Annotated in this window: 9 protein-coding genes; 3 read left to right on the forward strand and 6 right to left on the reverse strand. The window is 68.1% G+C overall.

What is annotated here, in order from left to right:
* Window positions 1–588 precede the first annotated feature (588 nt).
* Entirely contained in the window at window positions 589–2,811 is a 2,223-nt protein-coding gene (gene tkt / locus OHS57_RS36685; RefSeq protein WP_328584817.1) for a transketolase, read from the forward strand.
* A 280-nt stretch (window positions 2,812–3,091) separates the two neighbouring features.
* Window positions 3,092–3,292, forward strand: coding sequence for a hypothetical protein (locus tag OHS57_RS36690; RefSeq protein WP_328584818.1), 201 nt, complete (start codon window positions 3,092–3,094; stop codon window positions 3,290–3,292).
* Window positions 3,293–3,479: 187 nt separating this feature from the next.
* On the opposite strand, the gene OHS57_RS36695 is transcribed toward OHS57_RS36690, so the two are convergent.
* The 6 genes from OHS57_RS36695 to OHS57_RS36720 form a co-directional block, all read right to left on the reverse strand.
* Complete coding sequence (locus OHS57_RS36695) at window positions 3,480–6,422, reverse strand: right-handed parallel beta-helix repeat-containing protein (RefSeq protein WP_328584819.1); 2,943 nt, start codon at window positions 6,420–6,422, stop codon at window positions 3,480–3,482.
* Between the two features lie 686 nt (window positions 6,423–7,108).
* Window positions 7,109–8,035 (reverse strand): Gfo/Idh/MocA family protein, encoded by a 927-nt coding sequence (locus OHS57_RS36700; RefSeq protein ID WP_328584820.1) that lies wholly within the window; start codon window positions 8,033–8,035, stop codon window positions 7,109–7,111.
* A gap of 65 nt (window positions 8,036–8,100) precedes the next feature.
* Window positions 8,101–9,300, reverse strand: coding sequence for an ROK family protein (locus OHS57_RS36705; protein WP_328584821.1), 1,200 nt, complete (start codon window positions 9,298–9,300; stop codon window positions 8,101–8,103).
* A 26-nt stretch (window positions 9,301–9,326) separates the two neighbouring features.
* The gene (locus OHS57_RS36710) at window positions 9,327–10,193 is read right to left on the reverse strand and encodes a carbohydrate ABC transporter permease (RefSeq protein WP_042001966.1); all 867 of its coding nucleotides are present in this window, start codon (window positions 10,191–10,193) and stop codon (window positions 9,327–9,329) included.
* Window positions 10,193–11,164: a carbohydrate ABC transporter permease gene (locus OHS57_RS36715; RefSeq protein ID WP_042001969.1), complete on the reverse strand. Its 972-nt coding sequence runs from the start codon at window positions 11,162–11,164 to the stop codon at window positions 10,193–10,195. Before OHS57_RS36715 ends, OHS57_RS36710 begins: the two co-directional genes overlap by 1 nt.
* Window positions 11,165–11,197: 33 nt before the next feature.
* Window positions 11,198–12,604 carry an ABC transporter substrate-binding protein gene (locus OHS57_RS36720; RefSeq protein ID WP_328584822.1) on the reverse strand — a complete coding sequence of 469 codons (1,407 nt, stop codon included), beginning with the start codon at window positions 12,602–12,604 and terminating at the stop codon, window positions 11,198–11,200.
* A 151-nt stretch (window positions 12,605–12,755) separates the two neighbouring features.
* On the opposite strand from OHS57_RS36720, the gene OHS57_RS36725 reads away from it, so the two are divergent.
* Window positions 12,756–13,802, forward strand: a complete 1,047-nt coding sequence (locus tag OHS57_RS36725; protein ID WP_328584823.1) for a zinc-dependent alcohol dehydrogenase — start codon at window positions 12,756–12,758, stop codon at window positions 13,800–13,802.
* Window positions 13,803–13,820: the final 18 nt, after the last annotated feature.

Raw genomic sequence — 13,820 nt, forward strand, 5'->3', positions numbered from 1 at the left:
CCGGAGGACGCCGTGGGCGGCGCTGACCTCATGGCGATCTACCTCAACGACCACCTCTCGGGAGCGACTGCCGGCCTGGAACTCTTCCGGCGGGCCGCCCAGGCCCAGCAGGGGGAGGAGCGGGACACCGCGCTGGCCGAGCTGACCCGGCAGGTGGCGCAGGACCGTGAGTCGCTGACGAAGATCATGACCGACGTGGGCGTGTCCGTCGACCATTCCAAGGTCGCTCTTGGCTGGCTGGCCGAGAAGGCCGGCCGCCTCAAGCCCAACGGGCATCTGTTCTCCCGCTCCCCACTCAGCGATGTCCTGGAACTGGAATCCATGTTCCTCGGCGTCCAGGGCAAAGCGGCGTGCTGGCGCACCCTGCGGACGCTGGCCGAGACCGACGACCGGCTCTATCCCGAATACCTGGACACACTGCTGGACCGGGCCGAGCACCAACTGGCCACCTTGGAAAGCCTGCGCCTCGCCGCCGTCGGCCGCGTCTTTTCGTCCACTCGGCCGTCCGGATGACGGGCCATCCGGTCCGTCCTCCGGCCGTGCTCGGAAGAATGTAACGTGTCTTTTATATCTATATAAGGAGTCTTTATGGCGAACGGGACATCGGGGAACGGGTCTGCCGTAGCACACGAGCGTGGAGTGAGTTCGCCCGTGAGTGACCGGGTGGGCTGGGACGCGGTGGATGTACGGGCGGTGGACACGGTTCGGCTGCTTGCCGCCGACGCCGTCCAGAAGGTCGGCAACGGTCACCCCGGTACGGCGATGAGTCTGGCGCCCCTGGGCTACCTGTTGTTTCAGAAGGTGATGCGCCATGACCCGAATGACGACCGGTGGCTGGGGCGCGACCGCTTCGTGCTGTCGTGCGGTCATTCCAGCCTGACGCTGTACATCCAGCTCTATCTGTCCGGGTACGGTCTTGAACTGCCGGACCTGCAGGCATACCGCACGTGGGGGTCGGCAACGCCCGGCCATCCCGAGCACCGCCACACCCCTGGGGTCGAGATCACCACCGGACCGCTGGGGCAGGGCCTCGCCAGCGCCGTGGGTATGGCGATGGCCGCGCGCCGCGAGCGCGGCCTCCTCGATCCGGACGCCGCGCCCGGCGCGTCCCCCTTCGACCACCACGTCTACGTCATCGCCTCCGACGGAGACCTGATGGAGGGCGTCACCTCCGAGGCGAGTTCCCTCGCCGGACACCAGGAACTCGGCAACCTGGTGATGTTCTACGACTCCAACAACATCTCCATCGAGGACGACACCAACGTCTCGTTCAGCGAAGACGTACCGGCCCGCTACGCCGCCTACGGCTGGCACGTGCAGACCGTGGACTGGACCCGCACCGGCGACTACGTCGAAGACGTGGACGCGCTGTTGGCCGCGATCGAGGCGGCCAAGGCGGAGACCGGCCGCCCCTCGCTGATCATGCTGCGTACCCTGATCGGCTGGCCCGCCCCCACCAAGCAGAACACCGGAAAGGCGCATGGCTCGGCGCTGGGCGACGACGAAGTCGCCGCGACGAAGGAGCTGTTGGGCTTCGACCCGGCGCGCACGTTCGTCGTCGAGGACGAGGTCCTGGCGCGGACTCGCGAGGCGTCGGATCGCGGGCACGATGTGCACGCCCGATGGCAGGACCAGTTCACCGCCTGGCGCGAGGCCAACCCAGCGCGCGCTGCGCTGCTCGACCGGCTGCAGGCACAGGAGTTGCCGGAAGGGTGGGCCGATACGCTGCCCCAATTCCCGGCCGACTCCAAGGGGATGGCCACCCGCAAGGCATCCGCAGCGGTGCTCAACGCCGTCGCGGATGTCCTGCCTGAGCTATGGGGAGGATCGGCCGACCTCGCCGAGAGCAACAACACCACGATGGAGGGCGAGCCGTCCTTCCTGCCGGCCGACCGGCAGACCAAGGAGTGGAAGGGCGACCCGTACGGGCGCACCCTGCACTTCGGCATCCGCGAGCACGCGATGGGCGCGGTCCTCAACGGCATCGCGCTGCAAAGCCTGACACGGCCGTACGGCGGCACGTTCCTCACCTTCTCGGACTACATGCGCCCCGCGGTCCGGCTGGCAGCCCTGATGCAGCTGCCCGCGACGTACGTGTGGACCCACGACTCGATCGGCCTGGGCGAGGACGGCCCGACGCATCAGCCCGTCGAGCACCTCGCCGCACTGCGCGCCATCCCGGGCCTGGATGTCGTACGGCCCGCTGACGCGAATGAGACCGCCGCCTGCTGGCGCACCGTTCTGGAGCACACCGACCGGCCCGCCGGGCTGATCCTCACCCGGCAGAACCTGCCCGTGCTGGACCGGAGCAGCGGGGAGTTCGCCGCCGCGTCGAACGCGGCCCGCGGCGGGTACACCCTTGCCGAAAGCGAGGGGAGTTCGACACCGGACGTCATCCTCGTCGCGACGGGCTCGGAGGTGCAGATCGCCCTGGACGCCCGTGCCCTGCTGGCATCGGACGGTCTGGCGGTGCGAGTGGTGTCCATGCCGTGCCGGGAGTGGTTCGCCGCCCAACCACTGGCTTACCAGGATGAAGTCCTGCCGCCCGAGGTCCGGGCTCGGGTCAGTGTCGAGGCCGCCGTCGGCCAGGGCTGGCGCGACGTGGTCGGAGACGCGGGGCGGATCATCAGCCTTGAACACTACGGCGCTTCAGCGGACTACCAGCGGCTCTACACCGAATTCGGCATCACCGCCGAGGCGGTGGCGGCCGCCGCCCGCGACAGCATCCAAGACGCCACTGAGCCCCCGCGCCCGGGCGGCCGTCAGCAGACTGCCGCCCCCACGAGCGGAGGCACGGGGGACCGTCCGTGACGGTCTTCGAGTGACTTCGGCACCGGGAGTGTGTCGAGTGGACTCTGCCAGGCCGGGGGCGTTCCTCGGCCTGGCGGCTACCGGTCGCTGATCTTCGGCGGCGTCCCGGTCCGTGTCCTGACCGCCCTGCGAGCGAGCCACCGGCACGGGGGCGTTCGCAGATCCCCGATGGAGTGCGGAACGCGGTCTGTATTGGAGACTGGTAGTCACCCAGGACGGTCCGTCCAAGGGATCGTCCTGGCCGCAGTCCTGCCAACTCATCGTCGATTGAGGAGTTCAGATGCGTCTGTCCAAGCGCGTGGTTGCCGCCGTTTTCGTCGCCACCGGGGCCCTCACCGCCCTGGCGCCTCAGGCCGTGGCAGTTCCCATGCCCTGGGAGACCAGTAATGCCCCCACGACCATCACTCACCACCCCGCCGTCCCCGTGTTCAACGACGGCGGCACGTTCACGGTGCAGTGCGGGAACCCCTGTTACCAGTAGGCGCCATCACCGACCGGTCCACAGCGCTCTCTCGCGGCGCAGTGGACCGGTCGGTGATGGCGGTGTGCGGATGCGTGCGGCGGCAGACTGCACAGCGCCGCGGACTTCCCGGCTCGACCACTCCGCGCGCCGCGGGGCCGGACCCTGCCGGAGGAGCCCTGGGTGTGGGAACGGGCAGGGTCCGGGTTCAGTTGTTGTCGACCTCAAGTCCGTCGAAGGTCATGTAGGTGCCGTCGACTTTGGTCAGTACGAGTGTGTGCAGACCGGCGGGCAGGCCGGTCTTCGACCATACGACGACGTTCGAGCGACGCTGGCCGTCACTGGGTACGGTGTCGACGCTGGTCGGCGTGCCCGCGTCCAGCACTGCTGAGAAATGGCCTTCGTCGCTGCTCTGTTCGCCGTACACCTTGATACCGGTACCGACGAACGTATAGGTGATCGTCGAGCTGTTGTCCGACGCGTAGTGGATGTCGTCCTGGTAGTCGTCGAGCCCCCGGCCGGTCTGATAGCTGAATCCGGAGTACTGGACCGTCGGGTCGCTGTCGTTGAGTCGGACGGTGGCGGGAGCCTTGCCGACCACGAAGACGGTTGTGACCGGTGGCGAGGCGACGCCGCGCGAGTTCGACTGTACGGCCACGAGTGTGTGCTGACCGTCGGGCTCCGTCGCGGTGCACGACCATGCGGAGCCCGTGACCGTCACACGGCACAGGGGAGCGCCGCCGTCTGTCACGGTGACCGTGTCACCCGTGACTCCGGACCCGCGAACGGTGAACGTGTTCGTCACGCCGGTCTCGCCGGTCGCCGGTGCGGAGATCTTGGGCGCGGCGACGAGACCGCCGACCGACACCTGCGAGGTGTCCGCACCGGGCGGGAGCGAGGCGATCAGGAAGCCGGGTGAGAGCACCTGCACCTTCGGGGCGGCGTGGCCGGAGAAGTAGACCGGGGTTCCCGGCACGAACCCGGCGCCACCGATCAGCACCCGCATGGTCGTGGTGCCGTTGGAGAACGTCGCTTGTGGCGGCGAGACGTAGTCGGCCTCGATGTCCGTCGTGTCGGCGAAGCCTCGTCCTGACGTGTTCGCGCCGGCGTTGCGCAGTGCCGTCAGCTGGATGTCGTTCGGCCCGGGGGAGTTCGGGATGGCGGTGTTGCTGCCGACGTGGCTGTCGACCGCGTCGGCGCAGATGTACTGACCGGCGGGCGCGGAGAAGTAGTTGCCCTCGACGAGGAAGTGCCCGGTGGCCGCGCAGCCGCCCTGGGCGTTGGCGCCGTTGTTGTGGAACTGCACGTTGCCGACGTAGTGGATCCACTCGGAGCCGGCGTCGTCGTAGAAGGAGGCGAAGCCGGGCCCCTGGTTGTAGGTGACGTTGCCGATCACCTGCAGGCCGTGCGCCATCGTGGCGTCGAAGTCGATCGTCTTGCCATCGGCTTTGTAGTGGTAGGCGCCCTGGTGTCCTTCCATGTACACGCCGCCCCCGTCGCCGAGCACCTTGAGGTAGTCGTGGATGAGGTTGTCGCTGATCGTGTTGTCGGCGTTGATGTTGAGCGAGTTCGAGGGGTGGTCCGCGGAGTTGACGTGTCCCTGGATGACACCGGCGGTGATGCCTGTGTAGGGCAGGTCGTAGAGCTCGTTCTGGGTGACCAGCGTGTGTCGGGTGTACAGCAGCGTGATGCCGCTTGCCGAGGGGTAGTCGGTGCCGATGTGGTGAATGACGTTGTCCGAAATCGTGTTGCCGGTGGCGATTTCGTTCGTCCCGATCGTGTCGCCGGCCACAGCTGATGGATCCGGGGTGCAGTTGTCCTTGATCGTCTTCGGTGTGTCGGGGTTCTTGGTCAGGTAGTCCGGGAAGTGGGCCGGATCGGGGTTGACCGGCGTGGGGTCGGCGGTGCAGCCGAGCAGGATCGAGGTTGACGCGATATCGGTGAACTCGTTGCCCTGGACGAGGTTGTGTGACGAGCCGTAAGCGATGCGGAGGCCCGCCCCACCGAGTTCCGCGAACCGGTTGCCGGTCAGTGTGATGTGGTCGGCGGCGGTGAAGGAGACGTTGGCGTGCGGCTCGGTCAGCAGGCCCCAGGGGCAGCTGCCGGCCGGGTTCGAGAACGAGCACATGCCCTGGTTGTTCGCCCCCGTCATGTGCAGGTTGCTCTGCACGTCGGCGAAGCCTGCGGGCTCGGAGGGGGCGTTCCACGTGGCGTAGGAGAATGTGAGCCCGGTGAACGTCAGATCGTGGACGGGACGAGCCAGGCTGCCCGTGCCCTGCACGAGGGTCTCCAGGTGGGGCAGTTCGACATCGAGGCTGTCCGGCTTGGCCGCGTTCAGCGGGGCGAGGTAGAGGGTGTGGCCTGACTGGTCGAGGAACCACTGGCCCGGGTGCAGGAGGCTTCTGGCGTTCTGGATCGAGGTCGGCATCTGCGAGGGGCTCATGGCGGGCAGTGTGCCGCTGGCCTGGGAGTACTCGGCGCGGCCGGTGACGTTCTTCCAGCACGGCTCGTTCATGGTCAGCGACGTGCCGGACAGCGACTGCACGCGGCACTTGGAGTCGGTCCACTGCCCGTTCCCGCCCGGGTAGTCGAATTCGACCTGCCGCAACTGGGCCGGCGTCATCGCCGAGAAGAAGGCGAGCCCGGCTGGGTCGCCCTTGAGGTCGTACCCCGTGGTCGAGCCTTTCCAGCCGCCGGCGAAGTGCAGTTGGGAGGGTGTGGCCTGCGCGACGGGGACCTCCGCGCCGTCGACGTAGAGCTGACGGCTGGCGCTTGCGGCCGGTACGGATGCCGACCAGACGCCTGACGGGGAGGAAGTGGTCCAGTTACGCACACGGCTCGCACCGGAGAGTATCGGGTGGGCGCCGCGCGCCGCCGTCCACACGACCGGATGCCCGGGGCTGCCTGAGTCTGCCGCGCCGAATTCGAGGGGCGCCGCCAGGTGGTAAGTACCGCCGCCCAGGATCACCTGCACCGTGTCGGTACGCCCCGCACGGGCGTGACGGGCAGTCTGCTGGGCCGTGGTGATCGAGCAAGGCGCCCCGGACGAGCACCGGGTGCCCGTGCCGTCGGGTGCCGCGTAGACGGACGCCACGGAGTCGGCCACCGCGACATCGGCGGACACGAGACCTGTCGCGAGAAGAGCTGTCACCGCTGTACCCGCCAGCAGCAGGACGGAATGTCTTCGTTTAGGCAGCCACACGGTGAGTCTCCTTCAGAGCCGAGGCGTTGCTCAGACATTCATCCGACCTATGCTGAGAAACGTCACGGTAACCTTGGGGTATATCGGCGTCAAGGCTCTAAGCATCCGATGAATAGCGTCCTCTGTGTGCTGTGCCCGGTGCCCCATACCGAGTGTCGGACGCTGTCGGACCTGGAGAATCTCCAGCTCACGGGCGTGATCGTCCCGGCTGTCGCCCCCATGGGAACACGCCGTTGTGGAGGGCGGTGTTCTGTTCACGGGGCGAGGGTGCGACGATCCGGCTGCTGCTGGAGGCCGGTGCCGACGCTGACCGGGACAGCGGCCATGGCATGAGCCCGCGGGTGTTGGCGGGACGCGTCGCCAACTATGACGTAGCTGCTCACTTGCCTGCCGGAGACGCGACTTCCTCCTAGGATTCACCGCCCGTGGGGACCGGTTGGGGTTGGTAGAAGGTGCCGTCGCCGACCTCGATCAGGATGCGGGCTGCGGTGAACATCTCCTGCGCCGGAACCAGCTCGGTGACGCCCACGCGGAGACGCTAGCCGCCCGGCTCGAACTTGCTCGCGTCTTTGCCGCCGGACCAGGCCGGTTGATCCCAGCGAGGCGCGAGTGATCGGGTCAGGTCGACCCGTGGCTCAACGAGAAAGCGTGGCCGTGGCCATTTCCAGGAGTTCCTGGACGTGCAGACCGCGCGCGGCGTCGATCGGGGAGGAAACGCCGGAGCGGACGGCGGCGGCGAACTCCCGGCGCAGTACGGGCCAGCATTCCTCGTGGTCGAGTTCCGCCGTGTCGTAGACGATCTCCTCGCCGGGTCCGTACAGCTCGATGCGCGTGCGGGCGGCGGGGAGGCGGACCGTGCCGGAGAGGGATGCCTGGCTGATCGCACCGTTGGTGTGTTCACAGGTCAGCTCGATCCAGCGGCGCGAGTCTCCCGTCGCGTGCACGGACGCGATCGGACCGACGGCCGCGTCGAGCAGGTCCAGCAGATGGGGTCCGAGATCGAGCAGGGCACCTTGCTCCAGCCGCCACGGGGTGGCGAACTCCCCGCCGAGGAAGGCACCGTGGAGATAGCAGGAGCGCGCCCCCGTCACCTCCGTCTGTGCCGCGAGACGGAGGAACTCGCGCGTCACCGGGTGGTAACGCTTCGTCAGAACGAGCTGGGAGACGACACCGTGCTCCGCCACCGCTTCGGCGACCTTGCGGGCCGACGCCAGATCAGGGCCCAGCGGTTTCTCCAGCAGCACCGGTTTGCCGGCCCGTGCCGCGCGTACCGCCAACTCCGCCTGGACGGCGGGTGGTACGGCGAAGGCGATGGCCTCGCTGAGGTCCAGGAGTTCTTCGAACGAGGCGGCCACCCGGGCGCCGTACGGTGCGGCGGTCTCGGCGGCGGCCTCGGGGCGTCTGGCCCACACGCCGGCGAGTTGGGTCTCGGGTCCTGCCGCGAGCATCCGGGCGTGCATCGTCCGGGCCCAGGGGCCGGCGCCGACCAGACCTACCCGCAAGGGCGGCTGATCGGCGGCGTTCGGACCGGGCGGGGGTTCGGAAGGCGAGTCGAGCGACATGGGGGCTCCATGGAAGTACTGATGTGTACAGGCAGTTGGGAGAGGCTGCGGGTCAGCGGGAGGTGTCAGCCGCCGTTGAGCGCGGCCAGTCGGGTGTCGGCCCTGTCCGGGGCGTAGAGGTGCTCGACGACCATGGCGGCCGCGCCACTGAGCGCTGCCTGGTCGCCGAGACGGGACGTCACCACGTTGAGGTGTGCCGTCGTGCGCGGCATCGCGCGCTGGTAGAGGAGTTCGCGCACACCCGTCAGGAACGGGGTGCCGGCCAGATCGCCCGCGAGGACCAGCACCCCGGGGTTGAGCAGGGTCACCACGGTGACCAGCACTTCTCCGACCCGCTGACCGGCCTCGCGGGCCAGTCTGACGGCGTCCGGCTGGCCCGCGGCCAGGTGCTCCCGTACGTCGGAGCCCGACGTCGTCGGAATGCCGGCGGACGCCAACTGCTCAGCGATCGCACGGCCGCTGGCCACGGCCGCGAGGCAGCCGTAGGACCCGCACATGCACAACGCCTCGGTCCTGTCGTGCAGCCGGATGTGTCCGATGTCGCCGGCTCCGCCGTCGATGCCCCGGTAGGGCTCCCCGTCGACGACGACACCGGCGCCGATGCCTGTGGACACCTTCACCAGCACGAACGCTGAGCAGTCGGGGTAGAAGAGGCGCTGTTCGGCGTAGGCCATGAGATTGGCGTCGTTGTCGACGAGCACGGGTACCGGCGCCCCGGCGGACGGGACGTGCCGGGCGTACGCCTCCTGCATCCGGACGGGGACCGGGTACTGGTCCCAGCCCGGCATGATCGGGGGCTGGACGAGCTGTCCCGTCGTCCAGTCGACGGGGCCGGGTACGGACAGACCGATTCCGCAGACCCGTGAGGCGTCGGTGCCCGCCTTCTCCAGCAGCGAGGGGAACCAGCTCGCGACGGTGTCCAGCACCCGGTCGGGTCCGTCCGAGATGAGCAACGGCTCCGAGCGGTCGGCGAGGAGGGTGCCGTCCAGGCCGAGCACCGCGGCCCGGCTGTGCCGGGTCTCCAGGTCGACGGCGAGGACCACCGCGTGCGAGGAGTTGAACTCCAGGCGTGCGGAGGGCCGTCCGCCGGTAGAGGCGCCGGCTGCCGTGTCCCGCAGCCACCCGGCGGCGAAGAGCTGGTCCAGGCGGTTGCCGACGGTGGACCGGGACAGCCCTGTCACATGCTGGAGTTCGCCGCGCGTCACTGCTTCACCCGTGCGGATCAGCCGCAGCAGATGCCCCGCACTCGCCTGGTTCACCGGCATCGTCGTCCCTACTCCCGATCTCTTCACTAACCCTTGTCCGCACCGCTGGTGAGGCCCTCGGTCAGCAGCCGCTCCGCCGCGTAGAACAGCAGTACCACGGGGAGGGTCAGGACCACCGACCCAGCCATCAGAACTGTCTTGGGAACCTCGATGCCGTTCGCCAGTTGCTGCAGTCCCAGGGAGACCGTCCACTTGTCGGGGTCGGCGGCCAGGAAGAGGAGGGCGAAGAGGAATTCGTTCCAGGCAATCATGAAGACATAGAGGCCGGTGGCCATCAATGACGGCATCGCGAGCGGCAGCACCACCCTGCGCACGGTCTGCCAGCGTGACGCACCGTCGAGAGCGGCGGCCTCCTCGACGCTCACCGGGATGGTGATGAAGTAGTTCTTCAGCATGTAGATCGAGACGGGCACGGTCTGGGCGATGTAGACGATCGCCAGTCCGACCAGGCTCCCGGAGAGGCCGATCTTCGCGAACATCACGAACAGCGGAACGGCGAGGAGGGTGGCGGGGAAGAGATAGACCGCCAGGAACAGTGCGCTGACGTGGCGGCTGCCGAAGAACTTCAGCCGGCTGATGGCGTACGCGCCCGGGACGGCGGCGGCCAGCGTGAGAGCTACCGTACCGAGCGACACCAGCGCCGAGTTGAGCATCATCCGCAGGAAGCCCTGGCCGCCGTCGTCGGTGGACTGCAGGACGTTCTTGTAGGTGTCGAGGGTGAAGTCCTTGCCGGAGACCCACAGGGACCCTGGGTCCAGCAGCAGTGCGTCGATCGGCTTCACCGAAAGCAGCAGCATGTAGTAGAAGGGCACGAGCGTGATCAGTGCCAGGCAGACGATGGTGACCCATCGCAGGACGCCGAAGAGGCGTTCCTCGAACTGAGTGCGGGTCATCACGCCTCCTCCTGAACCTTCTTGGCGAAGAACTTGAAATAGATGCCGAGCAGGACCATCAGCACGACCGCGAGGACCAGGGCCTGTGCGGCCGCCGCGCCCACGTCGAAGTTCGCGGTCAGGAAGTCGTACACGCGCACGGCCACGACGTCGGTGCCGGAGCCCCCGCCGGTGAGCAGGTAGACGTCGTCGAACTTGTTGAAGGTCATGATGAAGCGCAGCACGCTCAGCAGTGCGATGACCGGCATCAGTTGGGGGAGCAGGATGTACCGGAACCGCTGGGTGGGGGTCGCGCCGTCCACGCGGGCCGCCTCTTCGAGTCCGTCCGGTACGGCCTGGAGCCGGGCGAGGAGGAAGAGGAAGGCGAACGGGAAGTACCGCCAGGTCTCGAAGGCGATGACGGTCAGCAGCGCCAGCGGTATCCCGAAGTGCGCGCCGAACAGGTTCACTTCGTAGCTGCGTGTGGAGAGGAACGCGATGGGGTTGTCCCAGCCGAGCAGCTTGCCGCCCCAGTGGTTGACGATGCCGTACTGGGGGCTGAGCGCGACCTGCCAGACGAAGGCGACGGCGACGACGGGGGCGACGTACGGCAGGAGCATGGTGCTGCGCACCAGGCCACGCCCGCGGAACGGCTTGCGCAGCGCGAGGGCGGCGATCAGTCCGAGCACGACGGAGCCCAGGGTGCCGCCGACGGTGTAGACGAGCGTGGTGACCAGGCTCGACCAGAAGCCGGGGGAGGTGAACACCTCCACGAAGTTGTGGAAGGACCAGTTGCCGAACACCCCCATGCCCTGGATGTCGACCAGCTTGGCGTTCTGGAAGGCCAGCAGGACGGTCCAGAGGATCGGGATGACGACGACGATCAGCACGACGACGAAGGTGGGTGTGACGAAGGCCAGGCCTGCGCGGTTCTCCCGCCGGCTGGCGGTGAGTGGGGGGCGCTTCTTCGCGGCCCGCGGATATGAGCTCATGTGGGTTCCTCGACGGGGGCGGCCGACGGCCTGTTACTGGAGGGATTTCTGCAGTGCGGAGACGTCATCGTCGGCTTCCTCGGCCGCCTGGCCGGGTGAGATCTGGCCGCCGGTCATGGCGCTGATCGCCTTGGGCACCGGTAGCTGGCCGTTGGTGGCGCCGACGAGGGCGCCCTGGCCTTGTTTGAAGCCCCAGCGCTGCATGTTGCTGACGCCGGCGACGAGTTGGTCCAGGAGCTGGGTGGGGAAGACCTGGTCGAGCGGTTTGCGGTCGTCGACGCCGATCGCGCTGTGCCGCCAGGCGGTCAGGAACTTGTCGGGGTCGGCGGCTGTGCCGTGCCGCACGGGGATCTGGCCCTCGGGAGCCATGCCGATCCAGTCCTGGAGCCCTTGGTCCATCATGTACCGGATGAAGGTGGTCGACGCGGAGGTCTCGGCCGTCTTCGTCGCGACCCAGGAGGCGACTTCGCCGAACTGGGCCGGCTTCTTGCCCGCGGAGCCGGAGAGGGCCGTGACGACACCGCTGTTGTCGGACAGGAACTGCTTGTCGTTCTTGCACTGCGGGCAGCTGGGCAGTGCGTCGTTACGCAGTCCCGCCAGTTCGTCGAGGAGGAACGTGGACCACAGCACCATGCCGGACTTGCCGGCGAAGTAGGTGGCGCGGGTCGAGTCGACGGTCTGGGTGCCGGGTGCGCCGTAGGTACTGCCGAGCTTGTTGTACACACCGAAGGTGTCCCGGCAGGCGGGGGAGTCCAGTGTGACGTCGCCGGCGCCGTTCACCAGCTGGCAGTTGTTGGCGAGCGCGAGGTCCTCGAAGCTCTGCTGGGTGAACACGTCGCTGGGATCGGTGGCGACCGAGATCCCCGACCGGCTCGGTGTCTTGAGGGTCTGTGCCGCCTTGAGCAGCTTGGGATAGGTGTCGGGCACCGGCAGCCCCGCCTTGGCCAGCATGTCCTTGCGGTAGACGAGAATCTGCAGCCAGGCGTCGGAGGGCACGGCGAGCTGGGTCGTCTTGTCGCTGGTCAGCCGTAGCGCGTTGGCGTCGAATGTCGTGCGGTCGAGGCTGTTGACGATCTGGCCGCTGATCTTCGTGTTCAGCAGACCGTTGGTGTACATCTGCCAGACCTGGCCGATCGGGACGGCACCGATGACATCGGGCAGGGTGCCGGCCGCGGCGGCGGACATGATCAGCTGCGGGAGCTGGTTCTCGTCCACCCCGACCACTTTGACCTTGATGCCGGTCCGCTTCTCGAAGCGGGCGACGATCTTCTTCGTCACCGCCATCTGCGGCGGCAGGTTCTCCTGTGACCACACGGTGATCTTGTTGTCCGGTTTGGCCGCGCCGGTGTCTGTCGAGCATCCGGCGAGTACGCCGACGCCCAACACCGCCGCCAGCGCGCCCGCTGCGGTCTTCGTCGACCGACGGATCCACGTACGCATGGCTCATCCTCACGCTACTTATGCTTCGTATGCACGCATCACAGCATCACTTTTGCGTGTTGACAAGACATAACTCTGAGATATCTTCGACCTAAGTCAAGTGGTACGGCAGCCCAGCCGAGCCCTCAGCGTCAACTTCTCGGAGCCCCACGTGGAACGCGTCGTCCAGTTCACCGGCCCGCGACAGGTCGAAGTCGCCGAGCACGACAGCGCCCCGCTGCCCCCGGGCCATCTCCGGGTGCGTACGCGCTACTCGGGTGTGTCGGCGGGCACCGAACTCACCGCGTATCGCGGCACCAACCCCTACCTGACCCGCACCTGGGACCCGGAGGCGCGGATCTTCCGGGACGGCGCCGCCGGCATCGAGTACCCCGTCGCCGGCTGGGGCTACTCGGAGGTCGGCGAGGTGACCGAGATCTCGGACGAACTCACCGGCACACCGGGACTGCCGGCCGTCGGCGACCTGGTCTGGGGCATCTGGGGCCACCGCAGCGAAGGCATCGTCCCGGTGGAACGGATGATCGGGCACACCCTCCCGGCGGGCCTCGACCCGCTCGCCGGCACCTTCGCCCGGGTCGGCGCCATCGCGTACAACGCGGTCCTGGCCTCCGACATCCACGTCGGCGAGGACGTCGCCATCTTCGGCCAGGGTGTCATCGGACTGCTCACCACCCGGCTCGCCCAGCTCAACGGCGGCCGGGTGACAGCGGTCGACGCCCTGGACGGGCGGCTCGACACCGCACGCCGGTACGGCGCGACCACCACCCTGAACGCCGTCGCCGGGGGCGTCGCCGAGGCGATCCGCGCCGCCACAGAAGAGCGGGGCGCGGACGTCGCCATCGAGATCAGTGGTGTGTACCCGGCCCTCCACGAGGCGGTGCGCTCCGTCACCGTCGGTGGCCGCGTCGTCGCCTCCGGGTTCTACCAGGGGGACGCCATCGGTCTGCGCCTCGGCGACGAGTTCCATCACAACCGCGTACAGCTGATCTGTTCCCAGATCGGTGGTGTGCCACCGCAGCTCTCCGGCCGCTGGACCGTGGAGCGTCTCCAGCGCACCTTCCTGGCACTCGTCGCCGAAGGCCGTGTCGACGTGACCTCACTCGTCAGCCATGTCGTACCGGCCGACGAAGCGGCCGAAGCCTATGTCCTGCTGGACGAGCGTCCCGCCGACGCCCTCCAGGTCATCCTGGAATTCTGAGATTCTGAAAGGCCCTGA

It is taken from the genome of Streptomyces sp. NBC_00370, from assembly GCF_036084755.1.
Lineage (GTDB): Bacteria > Actinomycetota > Actinomycetes > Streptomycetales > Streptomycetaceae > Streptomyces.